Annotated in this window: 23 protein-coding genes; 6 read left to right on the top strand and 17 right to left on the bottom strand. The window is 38.5% G+C overall.

What is annotated here, in order from left to right:
- Positions 1-172 precede the first annotated feature (172 nt).
- Together FJ218_01455 and FJ218_01450 are read right to left on the bottom strand one after the other, a co-directional pair.
- Positions 173-2,419, bottom strand: coding sequence for a TonB-dependent receptor (locus tag FJ218_01455; protein ID MBM4165585.1), 2,247 nt, complete (start codon positions 2,417-2,419; stop codon positions 173-175).
- Positions 2,416-2,943, bottom strand: a complete 528-nt coding sequence (locus FJ218_01450) for a hypothetical protein (GenBank protein MBM4165584.1) — start codon at positions 2,941-2,943, stop codon at positions 2,416-2,418. The genes FJ218_01455 and FJ218_01450 overlap by 4 nt, the downstream gene beginning before the upstream one ends.
- A 546-nt stretch (positions 2,944-3,489) precedes the next feature.
- On the opposite strand from FJ218_01450, the gene FJ218_01445 reads away from it, so the two are divergent.
- Positions 3,490-5,739: a copper-translocating P-type ATPase gene (locus FJ218_01445; GenBank protein ID MBM4165583.1), complete on the top strand. Its 2,250-nt coding sequence runs from the start codon at positions 3,490-3,492 to the stop codon at positions 5,737-5,739.
- 77 nt (positions 5,740-5,816) lie between these two features.
- Here the strand turns inward: FJ218_01445 and FJ218_01440 are convergent, their stop codons facing one another.
- The 11 genes from FJ218_01440 to FJ218_01390 form a co-directional block, all read right to left on the bottom strand.
- Complete coding sequence (locus FJ218_01440) at positions 5,817-6,416, bottom strand: MarC family protein (GenBank protein MBM4165582.1); 600 nt, start codon at positions 6,414-6,416, stop codon at positions 5,817-5,819.
- A gap of 27 nt (positions 6,417-6,443) precedes the next feature.
- Positions 6,444-6,713: an ethanolamine utilization protein EutN gene (locus tag FJ218_01435; protein MBM4165581.1), complete on the bottom strand. Its 270-nt coding sequence runs from the start codon at positions 6,711-6,713 to the stop codon at positions 6,444-6,446.
- A gap of 78 nt (positions 6,714-6,791) precedes the next feature.
- Positions 6,792-7,061, bottom strand: coding sequence for an ethanolamine utilization protein EutN (locus tag FJ218_01430; GenBank protein MBM4165580.1), 270 nt, complete (start codon positions 7,059-7,061; stop codon positions 6,792-6,794).
- A 58-nt stretch (positions 7,062-7,119) separates the two neighbouring features.
- Entirely contained in the window at positions 7,120-7,551 is a 432-nt protein-coding gene (locus FJ218_01425; protein MBM4165579.1) for a type II toxin-antitoxin system VapC family toxin, read from the bottom strand.
- Positions 7,552-7,627: 76 nt separating this feature from the next.
- Entirely contained in the window at positions 7,628-7,927 is a 300-nt protein-coding gene (locus tag FJ218_01420) for a hypothetical protein (GenBank protein ID MBM4165578.1), read from the bottom strand.
- A gap of 1 nt (position 7,928) precedes the next feature.
- Complete coding sequence (locus tag FJ218_01415) at positions 7,929-9,131, bottom strand: phosphopentomutase (protein ID MBM4165577.1); 1,203 nt, start codon at positions 9,129-9,131, stop codon at positions 7,929-7,931.
- A gap of 105 nt (positions 9,132-9,236) precedes the next feature.
- Positions 9,237-9,431: a hypothetical protein gene (locus tag FJ218_01410; protein MBM4165576.1), complete on the bottom strand. Its 195-nt coding sequence runs from the start codon at positions 9,429-9,431 to the stop codon at positions 9,237-9,239.
- Positions 9,432-9,491: 60 nt separating this feature from the next.
- On the bottom strand, positions 9,492-10,988 hold the full coding sequence (locus FJ218_01405) for a GAF domain-containing protein (protein MBM4165575.1): 1,497 nt from the start codon (positions 10,986-10,988) through the stop codon (positions 9,492-9,494).
- Positions 10,985-11,470 (bottom strand): hypothetical protein, encoded by a 486-nt coding sequence (locus tag FJ218_01400; protein MBM4165574.1) that lies wholly within the window; start codon positions 11,468-11,470, stop codon positions 10,985-10,987. Before FJ218_01400 ends, FJ218_01405 begins: the two co-directional genes overlap by 4 nt.
- Positions 11,430-11,654, bottom strand: a complete 225-nt coding sequence (locus FJ218_01395; GenBank protein ID MBM4165573.1) for a hypothetical protein — start codon at positions 11,652-11,654, stop codon at positions 11,430-11,432. The genes FJ218_01400 and FJ218_01395 overlap by 41 nt, the downstream gene beginning before the upstream one ends.
- Positions 11,654-12,163: an NADH-quinone oxidoreductase subunit J gene (locus FJ218_01390; protein ID MBM4165572.1), complete on the bottom strand. Its 510-nt coding sequence runs from the start codon at positions 12,161-12,163 to the stop codon at positions 11,654-11,656. The genes FJ218_01395 and FJ218_01390 overlap by 1 nt, the downstream gene beginning before the upstream one ends.
- A gap of 116 nt (positions 12,164-12,279) precedes the next feature.
- On the opposite strand from FJ218_01390, the gene FJ218_01385 reads away from it, so the two are divergent.
- The gene (locus tag FJ218_01385; protein MBM4165571.1) at positions 12,280-13,821 is read left to right on the top strand and encodes a hypothetical protein; all 1,542 of its coding nucleotides are present in this window, start codon (positions 12,280-12,282) and stop codon (positions 13,819-13,821) included.
- Complete coding sequence (locus FJ218_01380) at positions 13,565-15,805, top strand: hypothetical protein (GenBank protein MBM4165570.1); 2,241 nt, start codon at positions 13,565-13,567, stop codon at positions 15,803-15,805. The genes FJ218_01385 and FJ218_01380 overlap by 257 nt, the downstream gene beginning before the upstream one ends.
- Positions 15,806-15,949: 144 nt before the next feature.
- Here FJ218_01380 and FJ218_01375 read toward each other — a convergent pair whose 3' ends face one another.
- Positions 15,950-16,441 carry a hypothetical protein gene (locus tag FJ218_01375; protein MBM4165569.1) on the bottom strand — a complete coding sequence of 164 codons (492 nt, stop codon included), beginning with the start codon at positions 16,439-16,441 and terminating at the stop codon, positions 15,950-15,952.
- A 290-nt stretch (positions 16,442-16,731) separates the two neighbouring features.
- Here FJ218_01375 and lon point away from each other — a divergent pair, with 290 nt between their 5' ends.
- The 3 genes from lon to FJ218_01360 all read left to right on the top strand — a co-directional run bounded on the left by lon (position 16,732) and on the right by FJ218_01360 (position 20,541).
- A complete protein-coding gene (lon, locus tag FJ218_01370; GenBank protein ID MBM4165568.1) occupies positions 16,732-19,239 on the top strand; it encodes an endopeptidase La in 2,508 nt (835 codons plus the stop codon).
- 115 nt (positions 19,240-19,354) lie between these two features.
- On the top strand, positions 19,355-20,128 hold the full coding sequence (locus tag FJ218_01365) for a hypothetical protein (GenBank protein ID MBM4165567.1): 774 nt from the start codon (positions 19,355-19,357) through the stop codon (positions 20,126-20,128).
- A 59-nt stretch (positions 20,129-20,187) separates the two neighbouring features.
- On the top strand, positions 20,188-20,541 hold the full coding sequence (locus FJ218_01360) for a hypothetical protein (protein MBM4165566.1): 354 nt from the start codon (positions 20,188-20,190) through the stop codon (positions 20,539-20,541).
- A gap of 12 nt (positions 20,542-20,553) precedes the next feature.
- Here FJ218_01360 and FJ218_01355 read toward each other — a convergent pair whose 3' ends face one another.
- Genes FJ218_01355 through FJ218_01345 form a run of 3 tightly spaced genes read right to left on the bottom strand, consistent with a single transcriptional unit; the run spans position 20,554 to position 22,465 of the window.
- On the bottom strand, positions 20,554-21,291 hold the full coding sequence (locus FJ218_01355; GenBank protein MBM4165565.1) for a hypothetical protein: 738 nt from the start codon (positions 21,289-21,291) through the stop codon (positions 20,554-20,556).
- A gap of 2 nt (positions 21,292-21,293) precedes the next feature.
- Positions 21,294-21,710: a biopolymer transporter ExbD gene (locus FJ218_01350; protein ID MBM4165564.1), complete on the bottom strand. Its 417-nt coding sequence runs from the start codon at positions 21,708-21,710 to the stop codon at positions 21,294-21,296.
- An 11-nt stretch (positions 21,711-21,721) separates the two neighbouring features.
- Entirely contained in the window at positions 21,722-22,465 is a 744-nt protein-coding gene (locus FJ218_01345) for a MotA/TolQ/ExbB proton channel family protein (GenBank protein ID MBM4165563.1), read from the bottom strand.
- Between the last annotated feature and the right edge of the window lie 185 nt (positions 22,466-22,650).

Here is a 22,650-nt window from a genome sequence, read left to right as displayed (position 1 = left end):
TAATATCATCGTGGACAAATTATTACAATGTTACGACAAGTTTGAGTGAAACCGATTTCCACAGATATGATTGTGTTTTATCGGGAGAAGAAGTGAGTTTCGATTACTGATTGTAGATTACAGATTTCAGGTTTCGTTTTTTTTTCAGCAATCTCAAATCCGAAATCTGTTTTCACATTTTCATTTCCACCGTCAACACAAAATTTCTGAGCGGTGCGATAGTTCCGATAAATTCGTTGTAATAATATTGCAAAATATTATTCGCTTGCAGTGAAGTAGTAAGAAAAAAATTTTGAAACGAAAATTCTTTTATGAGTCTTACATCGAGAACATAAATTGGAACACGCCTCTCCCCTTGCGGAATAATTCCCACAAACTCATCATCAATTTTTTCCACGCGCGATAAACTTCGGAAATCTGCGCCGAGTTGCATTCCGAAAATATTTGCAGTAGAAGAAACATAAAACAAATTTCGCGGGCGATATTTCAGCGATTGATTGGAATTCACATCGTTGGAGACAACGTGCGTAAAACTGATTTCGCTTTGCAATGTATTCTCAAACAGACTCGTTTGCAAACTCATTTCCGCACCATACACACGTGCGCGTGAAACATTGTCGAAACGAATTGCAAGTCCCGCAACATTGGGAACATTCACAAGATGCGGTTCAATTAAATTTTTGAACTCGCACTCAAACAACGAAACATCGAACAACATTTCTTTGGAAAGAACTTGATTCGCACCAATTTCAAATGACCAATTTTTTTCCGGTAAAAGTTTCGGATTTGGTTTTGTAGTAAATGCTCCGCTGTTCGCTTCGATAAATAATTCCGCAACACTTGGCGCGCGAAATCCACTTCCCATTGATGCGCGCAATGTCGTTCCAATAGTTGGCGTGTACACAATTCCTACTTTCGGATTTATTTCTCCAACGCCGTTTATCGAATCCACTTTGGAAAAATCTCCTCGAACACCAATCGTTGTTCGCACAAATTCAGAAAATTTTTCTTCCTCTTGAATAAACGCTGCAAATCCATTGCTGTTTCGTTCACCAAATAAATTTGCACGAATGAGATTCGATTTCGCTTCAACGCCAAACGTAAAATTTGTTTGCTCACGCATTTGATAATTGTAAAATAATTCCAACGAAGATGCAAAAGAACGCGAGTGTGTTTGCGTGCTGTCTTTATTGGTTAATGCCGCAATGTTTTTCCAATTCGCAAAAAAGAAATTTCCTCGAAATGTGTACGAAAGATTTTCTTGCACAATATGAGTATATGAAAACGAGGCATTCATTCGCATTGTTTCTACTCGTTCACGCATTTGGTCATCGGCAGGAACTAATGCTTCTTCTAAACTTTTCCAGTAGAAAAAATTTCCTCGTCGTTGATGCAACAGAGAAAAGTTTACAATAAGTTTTTCATTCGATGAAATTGTGTAATTAAGTTTGGAAAAAATATTCCATCGCCGCCAATAATCGTTAAGTTTGTAACTATCGTCTTGCGTACGCGAAAACCCGTAGAACACTCCAACCGCATCATTTAATTTCTCCGAACGCGAAAACGAAATTCCATTCAACAATCGTTCGCGTGAACTCCATCGCCAACTTTTGTATCGCGGTTGTTCCCACATTCCTCCGTAGAGTTTCGTATTTGTCGTTGGCGTTTCGGAAATTTCTTTCGTAATAATATTGACAACGCCGCCGAGCGCAGAACTTCCGTACGTTGCAGAACCAGCGCCTTTCAAGATTTCGATTTTAGTAATTTGCGAAACAGGAATTGCTTCCCAAATAATTTCTTGTGTATCGCCGGCAAGTAGCGGCATTCCATCAACGAGCAACAGCACGCGCGAACCAACTCCTTTTGTGTAACCGGAAAATCCTCGAATGTTGATTTGTCCTTCGCTGACATTTACACCGGAAACGTAGCGCAAACTTTGGTCAGCAGAAAGCGCATTGCGTTGGGAAATTTTTGCCGCATCAACAACAGAAACACTGACGGGAATTTCCAATAAACTTTGCGGTGAGCGATTTGCCGTAACAATTACTTCGGAAGTTTGAATGGAAGTTGGTGTAAGAAAAATTTTTACGAACGTCGCTTCATTTTCATTGACAGAAATGTTGTTCACGATTTCTTTTTGAAAACTAATCAATGAAACAGCAAGCGAATAATTTCCAACTGAAATATTTTTCAACGTGAAATTCCCGTTTGCATCGCTTGTTGTTCCAATAACCGTTTTTTGTAATACAATATTAGCACCGATAAGTTTTTCATTTGTCTCTTTGTTGAAAACTGTTCCGGTGATAATGCCAGTTTGTTGACCAAAAAGAATTGTTGTTGTTACAAAACTAAATGCGAGGAGTTGTAACACAGAGAACGCAGAGAAGTCACTGAGAACACGGAGAAAGTTTTTTTTCATTTGATATTCCTCCAGTGAAATGCAGTTGTATCAAATGGTTGCGGAGGAAGATGTTCAAAATCTACAGCGATGTTTTGATTTTGAATAAACGTATTGAGCGGAACATTAAGTTTTTTCGGTTCAAATGTCGTCGCATTTTCCGTGAGCACGCCCACAACTTTGAAATCATCCGTTGTGTAATTTGGAGTTATTTGTGCTACGATTGCAATGTAAAAATATGTTCCGCTTGGAAGAAAAAACTCATACGAAATTTGCGAAGTATCTTTGGGAAACGAAGCAGAAATATTAGATGGAATGAAAAATAATTTTTGTAACGCATATAAATGAAGAATAGAATCAAGCGTTCCGAAAGGCGGCGGCGTTTTTGAAGCGAGAAGATGAATCGTAATAATGGTATCGGGTTGGGGCCAATGCTGAAACGAAATTGTTCCGCCAAATCCAGCAGTTTCTTTATACGGTTCGAGTCCGTGATTGCAACTTATGAAATTGGTAACAACGAAAATAGAAAGAAAAATCTTTTTCATAAAAAATTGTCGTTGAATATGTAAAAGAGATTTTCATAAAACAAAAAAAAACGTGAGAATTTTTCACTCACGGTTTCGTTATTCAGCAATGTTGTTATTTCTTTATCGAATGTATCATAGATTTTTACCGAAACATTGCTGACGAATTGAGCGCATATCGAATCGTCGTTAAAGGATTAAATGGATTGGGATAATTTTGATAGAGAATAAATTCATTCGGAATGACAGATTGCGCAATTTCATTCTCGGACGACCTTTTTCCCAACGTCAAACACAATACTATCATTGATAAACGATATCGAATATATATGAACTGACTTTGAACGAACTTGTTGACGTTCCCTGCGTTAATTCGGCATTCGTCGTTTTCAAAATTGTTCATCCTTTTCCTGCTCCCCGGCCAACGTTTTGTGAAATAATAGTATCCGGATACAATATTTTTATATCTTTTTTTGTCGGACATACTTCACATTTCTTCTGTTTTGAAAACTTCAATATGTTTCAGTGAAAATGAATTCTCAAATAAACCATAAAATCCCAAGAACAATGCAAACTTCATCATTTCACGTCGAAGGGATGACGTGCGCCAGTTGTGTTCATCGCGTTGAACTTTCCTTAAAAAAAATTGAAGGAGTTTCGAATGCCGTTGCTAATCTTGCGACAGAAAAAGTTACCGTTACATACGAGCCAACAAAAGTTCTCCCAACAATGTTGCAAAAAGTCGTAGAAGATTCAGGGTACAAACTCATTGTCGAAATTCCATCAACGACTCCACATCGAATAAAAACTATTCATTCTGCAGAAGAAATTCTACTTTCTTCAAAAGACAAAGCGTACAAAACTCTCACGAATGAACTTCTTCTCAGCGCGTCGCTCACTATTCCCGTGTCATTATTAAGTATGCTAAGTATGTTTGAAAACGCGATGCACTTCATTCCGTTCACAATGCAAGAACTCAACTGGATTTCACTTGTACTTTCAAGTATGGTTTTTTTCTTCGGAGGAAAACGATTTCTTCGCGGATGCTGGCAAACGGTAAAACATTTTACTGCGGATATGAATACGCTCATTGCAATCGGAACAAGCGCGGCGTATTTCTACAGTTTCTTCGCAACCGTTGTCCCGCATTGGTTATTTTCAAACAGTCATGTCGCAGAAACATACTTCGATACAACAACAATCATTATTACTCTCATACTTTTAGGACGATGGCTTGAATCGCGTGCAAAAATAAAAACAAATCTCGCAATACAATCACTCATCGAACTACAACCGAAAACTGCATCCGTAATTCGTAACAGCATAGAGCAAAGGATTTCACTTGATGATGTGCAACTTCACGATATTGTTCTCGTTCGTCCCGGAGAAAAAATTCCCGCAGATGGAATTCTTACCAAAGGATTTTCCACTGTGGATGAATCAATGCTCACCGGAGAAAGTATTCCTGTCGAAAAAAATATCAACGCAAAAGTTTTCGGAGGAACAATCAATAAATTCGGAAGTTTTGAATTTTGCGTTACAGCAACAGGAACAAATTCAATTCTTGCGCAAATCATCCGACTTGTGGAAGAAGCACAAGGTTCAAAAGCCCCGATTCAATCGTTAGCGGATACCATTGCGTCAATTTTCGTTCCCGTTGTTCTGGGAATTTCTCTCATAACGTTTCTTGCGTGGATGTATATTCCAACGGAAGTAATTTTTTCGCGCGCGCTTATCAATGTCGTCGCTGTATTGATAATTGCTTGTCCGTGCGCATTGGGGTTGGCAACACCAACGGCAATAATTTCCGGAACAGGAGTAGGAGCGCGCTATGGAATTTTGATTCGCAGCGGAGAAAGTTTGGAACTTGCACACAAAGCTTCAACTATCGTATTCGATAAAACGGGAACACTTACGGAAGGAAAACTCACGGTAACGAATATCATTCCGTTGCACGATATTGATGAACAAACGATACTCTCTGAAATTGCGTCGCTTGAACTTCAATCCGAACATCCGCTTGCAAAACCGATTGTAGATGTTGCAAAACAACAAAACGTTCATTTTTTGAAAACAACTTCATTTGAAATCAGTCCCGGTCGCGGCATAAAAGGAACGGTGAACAATATCGAAATACTCGTTGGTAACGCTGCGATGATGAATGAACATACCATCGCAATAAATGAAAACGTACACTCAATTTCTCTTCAATTATCCAGCGAAGGAAAAACCGTGCTGTTTGTTTCCCGCAACGGGATACTTGCATCTCTCGTCGCACTTTCTGATGAAATAAAATCTTCATCAAGAGAGGCACTTCGCGAATTAAAATCCATTGGATTAAACGTGTGGATGCTCACAGGCGATAATTCTGTTACTGCACAATCTATAGCACATCAAGCAGAAATAGAAAATGTTGTTGCAGAAATTCTTCCTTTGGAAAAATCACAAATTATTTCTTCTCTTCAACAACAAGGAAAGATTGTCGCAATGGTTGGAGATGGCATAAACGACGCTCCTGCTCTTGCGCAAGCGGATATTGGAATTGCAATAAGAACAGGTACTGATATTGCGGCAGAAACTGCCGATGTTGTGTTGCTTCATGGAGATTTACGAAGTGTTGCAAAAGCCATAAAACTTTCAAAACAAACAATGCGCATTATAAAACAAAATTTATTCTGGGCGTTTATTTACAACATTATTTCTATTCCTCTTGCTGCGATGGGATTGCTTACTCCAATTCTTGCCGCGGGAGCAATGGCATTGAGTTCTGTTACCGTTGTTTCAAATTCCCTTCGACTACGGAAAATAAAATTGTAAGTACTTTTATGAAGTAATTAACTACTCGTCGTTGAGATAGACTGATTGCAAGAGAAGAAGTTGATCCGATTCACGAATTACTGCTTCTGCAACATCTCCGTAATGCCGCTACGAATCATCATCACGGCAATACCGGCAAGAAACAATGCTGCAACTTTTGCAAATCCTTGTGAGCCGGATTTCCCTAACACTTTTGCAATCGCTTCCGACTGAAGAAACACAAACCACACGATGAACAAATTGATGAGCAACGAAATGATTGTCCAAAAATATCCGTACGAATCAACAAGAATAAGAATTGTGGTAAGTGCAGCAGGGCCCATAATGAGTGGAATTCCAATCGGCACAACACCAACAGAATCTTCCGTAGGTATTTTTCGTTCTTTGGAAAACAGCAAATCGTACACAGCAAGAACAAGCAGAACAATTCCTCCGCCGACACGAAAATCGCTTTCGGAAATTCCAAGAAAAGAGAATAACCATTTTCCCGTTGCAAGAAAAAGAATACTGATGATGAATGCGGTGAGCGTCGCTTCGGATGTGAGTTTTTTTCTATGCGATTCTTCGAGATTTTCAGTGAATGCAACAAACAACGGCAATACACCGAGAACGTCAATAGCGACAAAGAGAGGAATGAATGCGAGGAAAAAGGTTTCCAATATTTTAGATTTTAGTATTCAGATTTTAGATTGTGCAAATGTAGTTTATTTTTCTAAATCAACTCTATCTAGTTTTCCAACAATGGCGGCATCAATGGGAGTTTGGGAATTGGTGAGAGGAACAGTTGCTTCGCGTGAGGTGATGTAAAAAATATGTTCGGCAACTCCAACTCCAATCGTATCAACTGCAATTATCGCATCGCCGTTTTTTTCCAACTTGGAATTAAGCGGCTGCACAAACAAAAGTTTTTTCCCAACTAAACTTTCGTCTTTGCGTGTAGCCCAAATTGTTCCGATGACTTTGCCGAAAAACATATTTACATTTTACATTTTACATTTTATATTTTACATTGACTGAATTGTTCAATGTAAAATATAAAATCTAAAATGGATTTAGTCTTTCACATCTATTTTATCTACAACCGCCATAATCACGGCATCAACGGGTTTGTTCTTGGTAAGTGTCGTGAGTCTCGCAGAACTTCCGCTGCACACAAGCACAACATCGCCAACTCCCGCTTGCACGGTGTCAACTGCAACTACAAACGAGTCTTTCAATTGGTAATCCAATCCAACATGCTTGACAATTTGAAATTTCATTCCGACAAGTTCTTCATCTTTGCGTGTTGCCCAAACTGTGCCGACGACTTTTCCTAAAAACATAAACTTAATTTGTAATTCGTAATTTGTTATTGTTAAAACTCATATCGCAAATCGCACCTCATCTTCTTCTACTTGCTCTCAAAATCTCTTCCGCCGTTTCATATTTTCTAAGCAATGAAGCGGGAATAATATGCAGATGTTCAACGCCGCGAAATTCTTTCGGTCGCGAAGTTATGATTGACAATTTACTTTCCAAACATAAACCGGCAATGAGCAAATTGAATCGCTGCATTGTTCCATTTTCTGCGAGTAACATTCCATATAGTTTTGAATTTTTTGCATTGAGCCCGAGAAGTTTCATTGCAGACATTACATCTTCAATTTTCTGAATTTCTTTCGGAGTTTCCGCAATAGAAAACAATTCGATTGCATTGAACACCGTTGTATAACAGAAAAATTTTTTCATCGCAAGCCGAAGTGTTGATGGCTTCTCTTCAGTATGAAAAAGATGTTCGAGGAACACATCGGTATGAATTGCAACTTTTATCATCGGCAATTTGTCATTGGGAATTCGTCATTCGTACATCGTGTAAATAATGACTAATTACTTTTTTGCTAATCATCAATCAATTTTCAAGTAACGCCTTCGCGTGTTTCAATAACGATTTATTGCCAACAAACGAACCTTCCGTCAATAAAAATTTTACGACTTGCTCACGGTTTTCCAGTTGCAACGACATTATCGTTTCGATTTCACTTTCCAAAACACGCTTGGATTTCAATTCTTTAGAAATGACATTGCTGAGAACACGAACGGATACTTTCGCTCCCGTATGCAATGCGCTTTGTAAAATTTCTGGAAGATGAATTGCGCCGTGTTCATCAATTGTTGTGTCAAACTCGATTGCGGTTTGGTGTTCAGACATTTTATAAAATCATCTCATGAAAACTTGTTCCATCAATCGCAAGCGAAGTACCGTTCAATCCGAATAATCGTCCAACCGTTTTACCCACATCGGCAAACGATTTTCTCGTTCCGATATTGATTCCGCGCTTCCCATTTTTTGAAAAACATAGGAGCGGAACATATTCGCGCGTGTGGTCAGTGTGTTGATACGTTGGGTCATTACCATGGTCTCCGGTAAGGAAAAACCAATCGTTATTGCTCAGTGTTTCGAGAATATTCGGAAGTTGCGCATCGAATTCTTCTAAACTTTTTGCAAAACCTTGAGGATTGCGGCGATGTCCGTAGAGTTGGTCGAAATCAACGAGATTGGAAAAAATAAATTCGCCGCGGCGAATAAATCCGTTTTGCATTTTTTGGCTTTCGGAAATTGTTTTTTCTATTCCTTGCAAATTCGATTTTGTATGAAGCACTTCATCAAGTCCTTGTTCGGAAAACAAGTCGCCGATTTTTCCGATACCAATTGTGCGAATCGAATTTTCCTGCAAACAATTCAATAAGGTTTTTTTAGGCGGAAGAAGCGAGAAATCTCTGCGGTTAGCAGTGCGTGTGTAATTTCCTTTTGTCCCGGTAAATGGTCTCGCAATGATTCTTCCGACTGCGTGTTCACCGACGCAAATTCTTTCGCGCGTGAGTTTACAAATTTCGTAGAGTCGTTCGAGTGGAATTGTTTCTTCGTGCGCAGCGATTTGAAAGACGGAATCAGCAGAAGTGTACACAATCGGAAATCCCGAACGTTGATGCTCTTCGCCAAGTTCTTCGATGATTTCTGTGCCTGAAGCGGCTTTGTTTCCGAGATAACCTTTGCATTGCGTTTCTTTCAAAAAAGAATCGAGCAACAATTTCGGGAATCCTGTTTTCGTGTAGTACGGAAAATCTTTTTCAGAAATTACTCCCGCGATTTCCCAATGTCCCGTCGTCGAATCCTTTCCCCCTGAAACTTCTGCTAACTTTCCAAAATTGCCGAGAGGATTTTTTTCCGCAGAAACATTTTTTAAGGAAACAATATTTCCGATTCCTAATTTTTTCAAATTCGGGAGAGAAAGATTTTCGACAACATTAGCGCAGTTGGCAAGCGTATTACTTCCTTCATCACCGTAATTTTTTGCATCGGGAAGTTCGCCGATTCCGACACCATCGAGAATTGTGAGAAGTATTTTCATCATTTTGTATTTTACATTTTATATTTTAGCATTGAAGTTTCAAGTTCAACGTTCTGAAATGCTCTCTTCGAGCCATAGGCAATGTAAAATATAAAATGTAAAATGAATTTAACCGTATACTTCCTTTTCGTTGCACTTACATACTTTCACGTGGCGTTGAGCAAATCGTGTTCCCCCGTGCTTTGACGGAACGGAATCAATGATGAGTGACGGTTGTTTGATTTCTCCGCACTTTTCACATTTGAGTCCGCTGTGCTTTGCTGCTTTTGACACTTTATCTGCGAAAGATTGTTGTTTTGCCATAATTCGTTATTCGTTTATAGTTAATTAGTTTGTTCGTTTGTTAAAAATTGGGCAGTAAATTTACAAAATCTTTACTGAATTTTCTCCTAGTTCAATTGCTTTGTTCAATGCGGTTTTGGCGTATGAAAAAGCAAATTCACCACTCATTGTTTTCGCAACGCAATACATTCCGATACTTACAGTAACGGAAAATGATTTTTCATCAAGTGAAATAATAGTGCTTGCAATTTGCTTGCGAACTTTTTCTCCCCATAACTGTACATCAATTGAATTGGAGTGAACGAGTAAGACAAAAAATTGTTCTCGGTTTGCTTCGCTCGTTCCTAAAATATCGAACGAACGAAGATGGGAAAGTAACGCTTGTGATACCGAAGTGCGAATATTTTCAAATCCGCTCTCTTCAAATCGCTCGCGGAATTTTATCGCTCTATCAATGGAAATGATTCCAAGAACACAACTTTCACTGAACTCGCTTACCCGATGCAATTCATTTTCCAATCGCTGGAAAAAAAATTTTTCTCGAAGTGCATTTGTGTTTTTTTCTACGTGAACAAATTCTTTATTCGTGGTTTTCAATTCAAGAATTTCTAATGCAGAATTAATCAATGCAATCAATGGCTGAAGCGTTTCGATATCTTTTTGAACGTAAGAATTTGGTTCGTGATATTCAGCAGTAACAATTCCAAAGCATTCATTTCCATTGGTTAAAGGAATACAGAGAAACGAACCTTGTTTTACAAAATTTTCCTCCGGATAAAAGCGAACTACGTTTCTCTCTTCAAGATTATCAACAAAAAGACTGCGTAGCGAATGCAACGATTTCCCGACAGCAGATTTTTTTACATCAATTGATTTCTCTCGTTCGATGTACGAATGGATTGTATTATTTACAAGCGAAAAAACTTTCCACTCGTTTGTTTTTCCATCGAGAGCAATTGCAGTGAGAAAATCCCACGAAAGAATTTTTCCTATTTCTCTAAGCAACGAATCGAAAATAATTTCCCGCAAAGAATTATGGAGAATATTTTTTTGCAACGAGCGAATTGCATTCAACATTTTTGCATCAACTTGTAAATCATATTTCTCGGAAAAATTTTTCAACAACGATGTAATTATTTCTCCGAATTTTTGAAGAGAGATAATTGTTTCACTTCCAAAATCATCAACGCTCAAACTATCGGCGCATAAAACGGCAACAGGAGAATTACTCTCAGAAAAGAAAATCGGAATTCCAGCAAATGATTTTACATTTTCAATCGTATCGTAATAACAAATTAAATCGCGCTGCGCAGAAGGATTGATGTTGGTAATGTTGAGCGGTTTTCCATTTTTCGCAACTTGACTTACCAAATCATCGGCAAGCGAAAACCGAAACGACGAAGATAAACTGTGCGCGTTGGTAGATTTCGTTTCGAGAAGAAGTTGCGAGGTTTCGTTCTTTACCCAAAACAGGCAAACGCTATGAGCAAACGTGAGTTCTTTCAGCGCATCGAGCAAATGCTGAAGCGAAACTGAAAGTTCTGTTTTTGTGGGAGATGGTTCGGGGGAGAAATTCATTTTCTTTTTTCTTGCAACTCTTTTATCGCTTCAAGTACAACAATAATCGCTTCGTCTTTTTTCCTTCCAGCAAATTTTTTGGAAAGTAAAAGTCCGTCGACGTTTAGTATGTTGCAGTTCATTCCGTATGCTTCTGCTTCGATGGAGTATTTTTTTACATCATTATAAAAACCTATTCCACCTACTTCGCCTAATAAATCTAAAGCGCCAAGTGAAGTTTGAAATGTAAAATTCAATCCTGCTTTTAGAGTAGGAACGTCTGGAATAAAGGGAATATCCGAAGGATCGTGCCTAAGTTTGGAATTAAGTTGGAGAAGAACAGAACTTAATTTTTTTAGGTTTTCTATCGAACGAGAATAACAAATGTCTAAATCGCTTGTCGGGTAATCGGAGCCTACAGCAATTGCTGCAACCCCGCCTATAATAACGAATTCTACATTATTATCTATTAGGATTTGGAGAATATTGCGTATGCTGGTCACTTACAATCAAATTACCGTAAAGACGTTCGCGATTTTTTTTCATTTCTTCTATAAACTCCATCATATTTTGCAATTTTTCTAAACGCTGAGTTGGAGTCAAACGCATATTTTCTACAATAAGCGATATATCAATCCCATATTCGATTGCTCGTTGAACTGCGGATTTATTTTCTTCGGTTTCCATTATTGAAATTTTTTCTTTGCTAATACGACTGCGCCAACAATCGCGGCGAGAAGAAGAAACGATATCGCTTCGAAAGGAAAAAGATATTCGTTGAATAATGCTTTGCCGATGTATTCTACTGTCCCCATTTGCGCGGCATTGGGAGAAAGCGATTTTGTATCCGCAGAAACTTTTGAAAATGCGAAAATAAATTGTGCAAGAAGAACAACACACAACGCAAAACCAAATGTTTTGAACGAAAATAATTTTTGTGCAACCGGTTTTTCTTCTTCGAGATTTAAAAGCATTATGACAAAGATAAACAACACCATTATTGCGCCAGCGTAGACAAGAATTTGAATGATTGCAATGAATTGCGCTTGCAACATTAAATACAAAACCGCTAGCGAACACATATTCACAATCAGAAACAGTGCGCTGTATAATGCGTGTTTGCGTGTAACAACGAAAACGGCAGAAGCAATGGCTATTCCTCCGACAATGAAGAAAAGAAGTGTTTCGATATTCATAATTATGCGGGCAAAACATACAAAAATTTTGACGGAGAGGAAAGTGAAATGCAGTTCTGTTTTACCTTTCTCTTGTGGAAATAAAAGTCTATCTTTTGCCGAAAAAAAATTGAACAGTGTTAATAAAAATCTATTTTCTAAAACATCCACTGCGATTCCTGCTTCTCATAGGTTTTGTCGTAAGAATCATCGCCGCAATTTTCAGCAAAGGATTTCTTACGCTTGACGACCATTTCAATCTTGTGGTTGATGCTGATATGCTCGCGCGTGGAATACAACTTCCTCTCGATTACAAAGATTCGGTTCTTTATCCGTGGAGCGTTTCGCTCATAATGTCGGGAATGAGATTCCTCGGCAACACTTCTCCCGACACAGAAATGCTCGTCATACGTTTATCTCAAGCGGTGTTTTCTACTCTTGGAATTTTTTTCGTATATAGAATTCTTCAAAAAATTGACGGAGAAGAATCCGCCAATCTCGGTGGATTATTGTATGCAACTTATTTTCTTTTGCCAATTACTTCCGTTCATCAGTTTGAAGAGAGTGTCTGCCAGGTTCCGTTGCTTGCAAGTTTGTGGCTCAGCGTAAAAAAAACTGAACAACAAAAAGAGATGGAAAAATGGAATGCTGTTCTTGCTGGAATATTCCTTGGCATCGCGCTCATCATTCGCTTTCCGCTACTTTCGTTCGTTCTTCCGTTTCTTATACTGAATTTTTCCCTTGCTGAATATCGGAAAAATACTTTCTATATGCTTTTCGGTTTGATGTTTATTGTATTACTTCAGTCAGCAATCAATATGTATATCAATGGTGAATTTGGATATTCGTTTCAACGTAACTACGGTTTTCTGTTCACCCAAGGTCAAGAATTGGTGAAAAGTGCAAGTGGTTATCCTTCGGGACCTCCGTGGCGATATGGAGAAACAATTCTTGCGATTTTTCTTCCGCCATTTTCATTCCTCGTTCTCATTGCATGTTTCAAAGCCGGGAAAAAACATTTATGGCTTTCCATTCCGACATTGTTTTTTTTTGTTGCGCATAGTTTGATTGCCAACAAGCAAGAACGATTTCTTCTTCCTATAATTCCATTTATTATTATTCTATCAGCAATCGGATTTTCAAACGTCAAGGAATGGTTTGAAAAAACAAATGCGCGGTGGAAAACATACAAAGCGTTGTGGTTGTATTTTCTTGTATTGAATACAATTCTTTTGTGCGTTTCGCTTTTTGTGTACGGGAAAAAAGACAGAGTAGAACCGTTGTCGTTTATTCAGCGGCAACAAAATGTAACGGGAGTAATCGTTGCTCAATACAGTTATCAATTTCCTGTTCCGACATATTATTTTGGAAAACCATCGCCGCCGGTAATTGTATTCGAACACACGTCGAACGTACAAAACGATGCAAAACAACTCTCGCATTTTCCGTTTTTCCCAAATTACGTTGTGCTGTATAGCGATTCCGTTGTTCGCGATTCGAAACTCCTCGAAGCCGCGCTCGATATTTCGCTTGTACATCAAACTACGGTATTGCCAAGCATCGGAGATTTACTTGCACACAACATCAATCCGAAGCACAATAAAGCAAATACGGCATATGTATTTTATGTATATGAAGGCGTGTATGAAATTCCATTGCCTCTTGTTGATGTTTTTTAGAATGAAAAAACAACTCCTTCTTTGCAGTTCAATGCTTGCGTGGTTATTGCTTACATTTACCGCGATGCGACTTATATTCTATGCATATTACTACAACGAATTTTCCGGCGTTTCTTTCAAAGAAATATTTTTTTCATTTCTCGTCGGTTTGCGATTTGACGTCGCAAGCGTAATGATTGTTGGAGGAATATTTTTTCTTCTTTTACTTCTTCCGTTTTCGTTGACAAAAAAAAAACGCTTTCAAAGAATTATTCTTATCGCATTTTCTTTTTTTATGTTGCCGTGGTTCATTCTTTCTGCCGGTGATTTATTGTATTATCAATTCGTTGGCAGAAGACTTTCAATTGAAATTTTTTCCATATCAAAAAATTTTCCCGAAGTTACACGAATGATTGCTAAAGAATATTCGCATTCGCTTGTGTTGTTCGTTCTCATTCTATTTGCACTCTATTTAATGCTGTGGAAAATTGTTCAAAGAATTACAAATGACAAATTACCAATAAAGAATGAAGAATCCCGTTTCAAAATATTGGTAAAAGAAACTCTCATTTTTATTTCTGCTCTGGTCATTATTTTCATCTCGATTCGCGGGGGATTCCAATTAAAACCGTTGCGCGAAAGTTATGCGTTTCGAAATGATGTTCTGCAACTCGGACATTTATCGTTGAACCCTGTTTTTACTGTTGTGCGCGCGCTATGGAAAGGCGATTCGGAAACAACGGAATTTTTTCCAAAAGAATTTGCAAACAATGCAGTGCGTGAATTACTGAAAAACAATGAAGAATTTCTCGACGAACATTATCCATTGATGAGAAAAAGAAATCTGCAATCTGATATTCGCAATCGTAAATCACTCAATGTTGTCATTATCATTATGGAAAGTTGGGGAGCAAAAAATATCGGCGCATTTGGTTCTATGCTCAATGCAACCTCAAATTTCGACTCGCTTGCACGAAACGGAATGCTTTTCACGAATTTTTTTGCTTCCGGTCAACGAACGATTCAAGGAATGCAGGCTATTGTCGGTTCACTTCCGACATTGTTGCGTGAGGATATTATCGGAAGTTCATTAGAACAAAATTCGTTTTGCGGCTTGGGAACGATTTTAAAATCGAATGGTTATCAAACGCTTTTTATTCACGGAGCACGCGCAGGTTCGATGGGCTTCGATGCGTTTGCAACGGTTACAGGTTTTGAAAAAATTATTTCAAAAGAAGATTTTGATTTGAACGTTGCACAAGAAGACGGTACATGGGGCATGTTTGACGAATATATTTTTGCAAAAGCAAATGAAGAATTTCGTTCATTGCAAGAACCGTTTTGCGGTGTCGTGTTTTCGTTAACTTCTCATTCACCGTACAAAGTTCCGTCACAAGAGTTTGAATATTACAACGATTCGATCCCTCATTATCAATATTTCAATACGCTTCGTTATTCTGATATTGCATTGGGACATTTTTTTACAAATGCTTCGAAAGAAAAATATTTTGAAAACACTATATTTGTTATCGTTGCTGACCACGTTGAAGGGTACGAAGAAAAAAATATGTTCGAACAATTTCACATCCCTTGTTTGTTTTTTTCCCCGAACCATATTCGTCCGCAAATTGTGAACAACGTATTCAGTCAAGTTGATATACTTCCGACAATTATCAAACTTCTTAACATTTCAACTCCATTTTCGTCGTTTGGAATCGGTGCGGATGCATATCTGAATAATCCGGAGAGAAATTTTGCATTCGTAGCGGATGGAACGTTTTTCGGTTGGATAACCGATTCACTTTTTCTTGTTTCCAACGAAGAATACGCAATCGGTTTATACGAGTATAGACAAGATACGCAAATGAGAATCAATATTCTTTCTAAACGAACAAGCGTTGCAGAACATTTACTTCGAGCAATGTATTCTTATGTTCAAGTAGGAAGAACTGTGTTGAAAGAAAATAAAGTGTTCACTCAACAATATCGTGCATCTCGAAAATAACGATGTTACTCTTCGTAATCTTCATTTTGTGTTCCATGACAAACGCCTGTCATTGAACAATATTGTATTTCGTATTCTGACGCGCTTTCCGCTTTTTTAAAACCATCAATCACAAGTTTATCGTACACTCCTTCGCCTAAATAATTATACGGAGCGACATCGGAAGTATAGCCAATGAGCCGTGAACGTTTTGCTCCGTGAGGAACAGCAATATGAATTGAACTCGTGAATAAAATAATCTGCTAATAATAAAATATCTTCGTCTCCCCTTTCCCGAATTGCTGGAATCCGCACGGAAACAACATTCAACCGAAAATACAGATCTTCACGGAAAATATTTTTTTCTACCAATTCCTCAAGCGAACGATTTGTTGCTGCAATAATACGCACATCAACAGATATTTCTGAAGTGCCGCCAACACGTTGAAACGTTTTTTCTTGTAATACCCGCAATAGTTTCACCTGAACTTTGAATGAAATATCTCCTATTTCATCAAGAAAAATCGTCCCCGAATCTGCAAGTTCAAACAATCCTTTCTTCTGTGTTTTCGCATCCGTGAACGCTCCCTTTTCGTACCCAAAAAGTTCGCTTTCAATAATAGTTTCCGAAAGAGCGGAGCAATTTACCGAAAGCAATGGCTACTTTTTTGCGTAACGTGGGGAAATATTTATGAAGGAGTTCCATCGTGTTGAAAAATTTCGAGCAAAATTTACAAAAGGGCGTTTCCAAAAAATAATCACGTCTCGTTGAAATTGGTAGTCAATACTGTTTCCGCGATTTCATTTCTACAACTGAACACAGAAAAAATTACTTGTTGAAGAAAACATTCGATAAATAGATTGAAAAATTACTTGACATTGAACTACAATGGTTCTCCGTTTCACTCTACATTTCTTCGTATATTTTCAGCGAAATTTTAAAACGTATGTCAAAAGAAACAAAACAACAACCTGCACTTCAAGAAAAACAAAAGGAAGTAGAAATCGTACACAAAAACCAAAAGAATCAGCAAGAAGAGATTCCCAGTATTATGCCTGTGCTTCCTTTACGCGACGTCGTAATTTTTCCCCACATGATTTTTCCCGTTCTTGTCGGAAGAGAACAATCGCTTCGAGCAGTAAGCGAAGCATTGGAGAAAGGCAAATACGTTTTTTTAGTTGCGCAAAAAAATTCCAACGTTGAAGACCCAACTCCCAACGATATTTACCACGAAGGAACTATCGGAAAAATATTTCAATATCTCAAACTTCCTAACGGATTGATGAAAATACTCGTTGATGGAGTAGTGCAAGCAGATATCGGAAAATTCACCAACTCACGTGATTTTTTGGAAGCAGAAGTTTTTTTATCCACTCCGTTATTGGAGCCGTCGAAAGATTTGGATGCGTTGCTGCGAACAGCGTCAAATTTATTTTCAGAATATGTTCATCACAACCGAAACATCCCGCCGGAAGTACTTGCCGCATTTGAAAATATTCGCGACCCGCGCAGGAAAATGTATTTTATTGCTGCAAATGTTTCTCAAACAGTGGAAACAAAACAAAAATTGTTGCAGTTTGCTACACTGAACGAACAATGTTTTGAACTCGTGCGCATCCTTACAACGGAACTTGATATTTTGAAAATAGAAAAAGACATTGACAGCAAGGTTCACGAAAACATTCAGAAAAATCAGCGCAAGTTTTTTATCCAGGAACAAATTCGCATTCTCCAGGACGAACTTGGCGATGAGGAAAGTTCACCGGAACTGACGAAAATAAAAAAAGCCATTGATGATGCGCAGATACCGCAGTACGCAAAAGAAAAAGCGTTGGAAGAATTTGACAAACTCCGCAAAACTCCACCTCAATCTCCCGAATCTACTGTATCGCGAAATTTTCTTGATTGGATAGTCGCTGTTCCGTGGCATTTGCAAACAGAAGACAATCTCAATATCAAACACGTCAATGAAATTCTTGACGAAGACCATTTCGGTTTGGAAAAACCCAAAGAGAGAATCCTCGAATACATAGCAGTATTGAATTTACTTAACTTACAAAACAAAGGAGCAAAAACCGTTGCGCCGAAAGGACAAATCTTATGCTTTGTTGGTCCTCCGGGAGTAGGAAAAACATCACTTGGTCGTTCTATTGCACGCGCGTTGGGAAGAAAATTCGTACGTATTTCTCTCGGCGGCGTTCGTGATGAAGCAGAAATTCGCGGTCATCGCAGAACATACATCGGTTCGATGCCTGGGAAAATTATTCAATCAATGAAAAAAGCCGGCGTTACCAATCCTGTCCTGTTGATGGATGAAGTAGATAAGATGAGTATGGATTTTCGCGGCGACCCTTCTTCTGCGTTGCTCGAAGTTCTGGACCCGGAACAAAATGTTTCGTTCAACGACCACTATCTTGATGTTGATTACGATTTATCGAAAGTAATGTTTATCACAACGGCAAATATGCGATATAATATCCCTCTTCCGCTTCAGGACAGAATGGAAATTATCGAGTTGCCGGGATATTTGGAGTACGACAAGCGTGAAATTGCAAAACGACATATTCTCCCGAAACAACTGTTCGAACATGGTTTAACTAAGACTGATGTAAATATCACCGATGAAGCAATTACTAAAATTATTCGTGAATTTACTCGCGAAGCCGGCGTGCGTAATTTGGAACGCGATATTGCATCTCTTTGCAGAAAAGTTGCAAAAGAAATTGTTGTTGCGAAACAGGAACTTGCAAAAAACGGTAACGGAAGCGATGGAACGAAAGAAAAGAAACAATCGAATAAAGAAATCGAAGAAAAAATTATTACCGTTGACGGAAGCAGTATTGAAAAATATCTTGGCGTTCCGAAATTCCGCAAACGCGAAAAGGAAAAAAATAAGCGCGTCGGTTCGGTGTTTGGTCTTGCGTGGACTGATGCCGGTGGAGATATTTTGAGTGTAGATGTTACCATAATGAGCGGAGCAGAACGTCTTACCCTCACAGGACAATTAGGAGAAGTGATGAAAGAATCGGCGCAAGCGGCGTTAAGTTACATTCGTTCGAATACAAAAAAATTCGGATTAAAAGATAATTTTTATAAGAAAAAAGAAATCCATATTCACTTACCCGAAGGCGCAATTCCGAAAGATGGACCATCTGCAGGAATTACGATGGCGATGGCAATAATTTCCGCAGTTGCAAATCGTCCTGCATCTCCCGATATTGCAATGACGGGAGAAATTACTTTGCGCGGACAAGTTCTTCCCATCGGTGGATTGAATGAAAAACTCCTCGCGGCTCAACGCAACAGAATTTCTACGGTGCTTATTCCAAAAGACAACGAAAAAGATTTAGTGGAAATTCAGGATAAAGTAAAAGAAGGTTTGAAGATTGTTCCAATTGAACGAATCGAAGACGCTCTCCAATTTGTATTTGGGAAGGAGAAGAAAAAGAAATAACGCAAGAGCACAATTGAACCTTCAAGGTTTTCAGAACCTTGAAGGTTTTTTGCATTGTATTCTATTGTTTCTCCCGTAATCTTTTCCTAAATTTTCGCCGCAAAAATTAGAGAAAATGGTAATCGGATTACTTTCAGGAATTGTTATGGGCTTTTTGGTTTCGATGCCTCCATTAGGACCGGTAACGCTTGCAGTTCTTTCCAAAGGACTTGAAGAAAAACATCACGATGGATTATCCATCGGTTTGGGCGCCGCGCTGATTGATGCATTGTATGCGATTATCGCCATCGGTGGTATTTCTCTCATTATCACTATACTGCCTTCGTCTGTTACTTCATACTACAACACTCACGAAAAATATATTTCAGTCATACTAACATACATCGGGGGAATATTTGTTTTTCTTTACGGAATAAAACTTTTGAAATCCAAACAGTACGAACCTCCGAAAGAACAAGCAAAAAAAATTCATTCACGCGCAGAACGAGCGCAACGATTCCTCGAAGAAACAACAAGAAAAGTAAGGAGATTTTCATTTTTTTCTGTCTTCACTGCGTTGAAAGAAAACGGAAGCAAACAAATCATTACGGGAGCGGCATTAGCGTTTTCTTCCATTACACTCCCCGCTTCATGGATTGCGATTGCAAGCGTTTTAAAAAGTTACCGCTTTATCGAACGAACGTATGAAAGTAACGCGCTCTTTTGCGTAGGAGTTTTTGTCGGAACGTATTTATGGTTCTTCACACTATTGAAAGGAATTGCAATCAATAAACATAGAATCGGAAATGCCACCATCTTGGGAATACTACGTTCCGCGGGAATCATTCTCATCGCCTTAGGAATTGTTTTGCTTTATCACGCATATCAATCGCCGTTTCAATTGTTATGAAATGTTTCATTTGTAAAAAAAGTTTTTTCTCTCTTGCGTTGATACTTTTAGGGACACTAATGTTTTCTTGTGAAGAGCCGCCAGCGAATTCAGGAGAACAAGCATTGATTTTTCCCGATTCAAATGTGAGTTACAAAAAACACGTGCAACCGCTCTTCAATAAATATTGCAACAATGCAGGATGTCACGACCAGCAGTATTCTGACAGACATTTTAATTTGATAAGTTGGGGAGGATTTATGATTGCGCAACGACGTATTGTGTACGCCGGATTTCCGGATAACAGTCCGTTAATTCTTCGCTCGGAAGGAACATTATTTGGACCGCAAATGCCGTTGAATCGTCCGTCGTTGAAAAAAAATTATTTGAATGGTTTACGAAAATGGGTACAGGAAGGAGCAAAAGACAATTAAGAAAAACATTTCTTACTCCAAACGAAAGTTGAATGTAATGACACATTTCTGATTTGATTGCTTGTATCGTTTTTCTAATGGAGAAAATTTCCATGTTCGGACCTCTTCTAATGCTGCGTTCACTAACCTCCTATCGGCAGTAAGCAACGGAACGCATTTCCCTACACTACCATCGGGAAAAACCACCGCTTGTATTTTTACCTGCGCTTTTATATTCACTCCTTCGGGATATGCTGGTAAATTTCCATACATTTTTTTTCGCAACATTCCTCCGCTCCACGATATCGAATACCCTACAGCGCCCAGTGAATTATCGGAAACGAATTCGTCGGTGCCATAAACACTGTTCTTCGCATTGCTTGGTACGTCGTCAACTCGGGAGATATTCTGACGACGCAATTCGCTCAGGCGTTTTTCCGAAGATGCTTCAACATTGTTTTTTTTCGCTTGCATTATTCTGGATGTAGTCTTAGTTCTATCATTCATCACTCTCGTTGGAAGTTTTACACGCTTCATATTTGTTTTTTTCTTTACCAATGATGTAGAGGAATTTCCATTCTTCGTGTTTCGATGATGCTGCAGTGATGATGTCATTGTTCCATTTCCCCAACGCATTTCAATAACTCCACTCAGTTCTTTTTTTTCAACGGAAATCGAATACAGAAACATTACTAAAATTCCGATCAAATGAACAAAGAACGTTCCTCCCAACGCTATTTTTTTTTCTGAAATATTGCTCGCTCGCTTCATTATTATTTTCGCGATGTGTGTTGTTGTTGAACAGTCGCGATAAGAAATTTCGATGCGCCAATACTTTTCGCTATATCCATCACTTCGATTGCGCGTTGCAACGAAATTGATTTGTCCGCATTGATAATGATGAGTTTGTCTTTTTCATTTCCAAGTTTCTCAGAAAGTTGTTCTCCCAATTCTTTCAATAGCACTCGTTGACTGTTGATATAATACAAACCATTTTCCGTAATTGTCAAGGTAATTTGTTTTTCCGATTGCGGTGTTGTTTGTTCAGCACTTGGCAATTGCACGCGTATTCCGGGATAAACAATAAATGATGAGGAGATGAGAAAAAATATTAACAAGAGAAAAACGACATCCGTCAATGAAGATACGCTGAACATCGTAAGCACTTTGTTTTCCGTATGAAATTTCATCGCGTGTTTTTTTATTGAGCAGAAAAGAAATCATCGTCGCCAAAAGTGCGTTTTTTCGGCGAGTATGCAATCGTAGAAGTTGGAGGAAGTTTCGGTTGAGAAAGTACTGTGCGTTCAACGGAAATTTTTTCATTCACTTGTCCGTTATTTTCACTGAGTACATCAATACTTTCTGTCGCCGCTATTTCCAATTCGTGCACAAATTTTTCAACACGTGATACAAAATAATTGTAGAACGCATACGCAGGAATTCCCACCATCAACCCGAATGCTGTTGTTATCAACGCTTCCCAAATTCCGCCCGCTAAATCGGAAGGAACAACGTTTGCTCCTTGCACTTCAATTTGTTGAAACGTAGAAATCATTCCTGTTACCGTTCCTAAAAATCCTAACATCGGTGCAATACCGGCAATCGTTGCAAGCCAATTCAAATGTTTTTCGAGACGATATATTTCTTCGCGACCTGCATTTTCAATCGCTTCTTTTACTGAACTGTGTCCTAATGAATGTTTGCTGACTCCCCGTTGAAGAATCATAGCGAGCGACGCTTGGGTTTTCATACATAATTCCTCTACCCCCGCAATATGATGTTTTCGAAATGCTTCGCGAACATTCGCAAGAAAATAGTGAACGTCAATATGAGTTAAACGCAACAGCAAATACCGTTCAATCACTACATAAACGGCAAGCAATGAACAGAGAAATATCGGAAGCATCATGATGCCTCCTTTGACTGCAAGCGAAAATAGACTCATGGAAATATTCTCCTTGAATTATAGAATTGATGTGTTGTATAAATGAAAGTATTCGCCTTCGGGATTCCCAAAATTAGTAAAGCGGACTCCGTGTGTACGCAAAACGTATCTATCGTTTGCAAACACTAGTGGTAACAAGAAGAATAGGAAAGTGAGATTATTTTAGTATTCGTTGTAAAAAACGT

The organism is Ignavibacteria bacterium, from assembly GCA_016873775.1.
In the GTDB taxonomy this organism is placed as follows: Bacteria; Bacteroidota; Ignavibacteria; order UBA10030; family F1-140-MAGs086; genus JAGXRH01.
Note: the sequence above shows the minus strand (reverse complement) of the source record. Positions and strands in the feature narration are given on the sequence as shown.

Coding starts and splice junctions, on each gene's coding strand:
- FJ218_01450 (MBM4165584.1), bottom strand. CDS start 2,943: ATGAAAAAGATTTTTCTTTCTATTTTCGTTGTTACCAATTTCATAAGT.
- FJ218_01425 (MBM4165579.1), bottom strand. CDS start 7,551: ATGATAAAAGTTGCAATTCATACCGATGTGTTCCTCGAACATCTTTTT.
- FJ218_01365 (MBM4165567.1), top strand. CDS start 19,355: ATGGTAATCGGATTACTTTCAGGAATTGTTATGGGCTTTTTGGTTTCG.
- FJ218_01345 (MBM4165563.1), bottom strand. CDS start 22,465: ATGAGTCTATTTTCGCTTGCAGTCAAAGGAGGCATCATGATGCTTCCG.
- FJ218_01455 (MBM4165585.1), bottom strand. CDS start 2,419: ATGAAAAAAAACTTTCTCCGTGTTCTCAGTGACTTCTCTGCGTTCTCT.
- FJ218_01410 (MBM4165576.1), bottom strand. CDS start 9,431: ATGGCAAAACAACAATCTTTCGCAGATAAAGTGTCAAAAGCAGCAAAG.
- FJ218_01360 (MBM4165566.1), top strand. CDS start 20,188: ATGTTTTCTTGTGAAGAGCCGCCAGCGAATTCAGGAGAACAAGCATTG.
- FJ218_01350 (MBM4165564.1), bottom strand. CDS start 21,710: ATGAAATTTCATACGGAAAACAAAGTGCTTACGATGTTCAGCGTATCT.
- FJ218_01445 (MBM4165583.1), top strand. CDS start 3,490: ATGCAAACTTCATCATTTCACGTCGAAGGGATGACGTGCGCCAGTTGT.
- FJ218_01395 (MBM4165573.1), bottom strand. CDS start 11,654: ATGGAAACCGAAGAAAATAAATCCGCAGTTCAACGAGCAATCGAATAT.
- FJ218_01435 (MBM4165581.1), bottom strand. CDS start 6,713: ATGTTTTTCGGCAAAGTCATCGGAACAATTTGGGCTACACGCAAAGAC.
- FJ218_01355 (MBM4165565.1), bottom strand. CDS start 21,291: ATGAAGCGAGCGAGCAATATTTCAGAAAAAAAAATAGCGTTGGGAGGA.
- FJ218_01430 (MBM4165580.1), bottom strand. CDS start 7,061: ATGTTTTTAGGAAAAGTCGTCGGCACAGTTTGGGCAACACGCAAAGAT.
- FJ218_01420 (MBM4165578.1), bottom strand. CDS start 7,927: ATGTCTGAACACCAAACCGCAATCGAGTTTGACACAACAATTGATGAA.
- FJ218_01380 (MBM4165570.1), top strand. CDS start 13,565: ATGCAAAACAACTCTCGCATTTTCCGTTTTTCCCAAATTACGTTGTGC.
- FJ218_01390 (MBM4165572.1), bottom strand. CDS start 12,163: ATGAATATCGAAACACTTCTTTTCTTCATTGTCGGAGGAATAGCCATT.
- FJ218_01405 (MBM4165575.1), bottom strand. CDS start 10,988: ATGAATTTCTCCCCCGAACCATCTCCCACAAAAACAGAACTTTCAGTT.
- FJ218_01415 (MBM4165577.1), bottom strand. CDS start 9,131: ATGATGAAAATACTTCTCACAATTCTCGATGGTGTCGGAATCGGCGAA.
- lon (MBM4165568.1), top strand. CDS start 16,732: ATGTCAAAAGAAACAAAACAACAACCTGCACTTCAAGAAAAACAAAAG.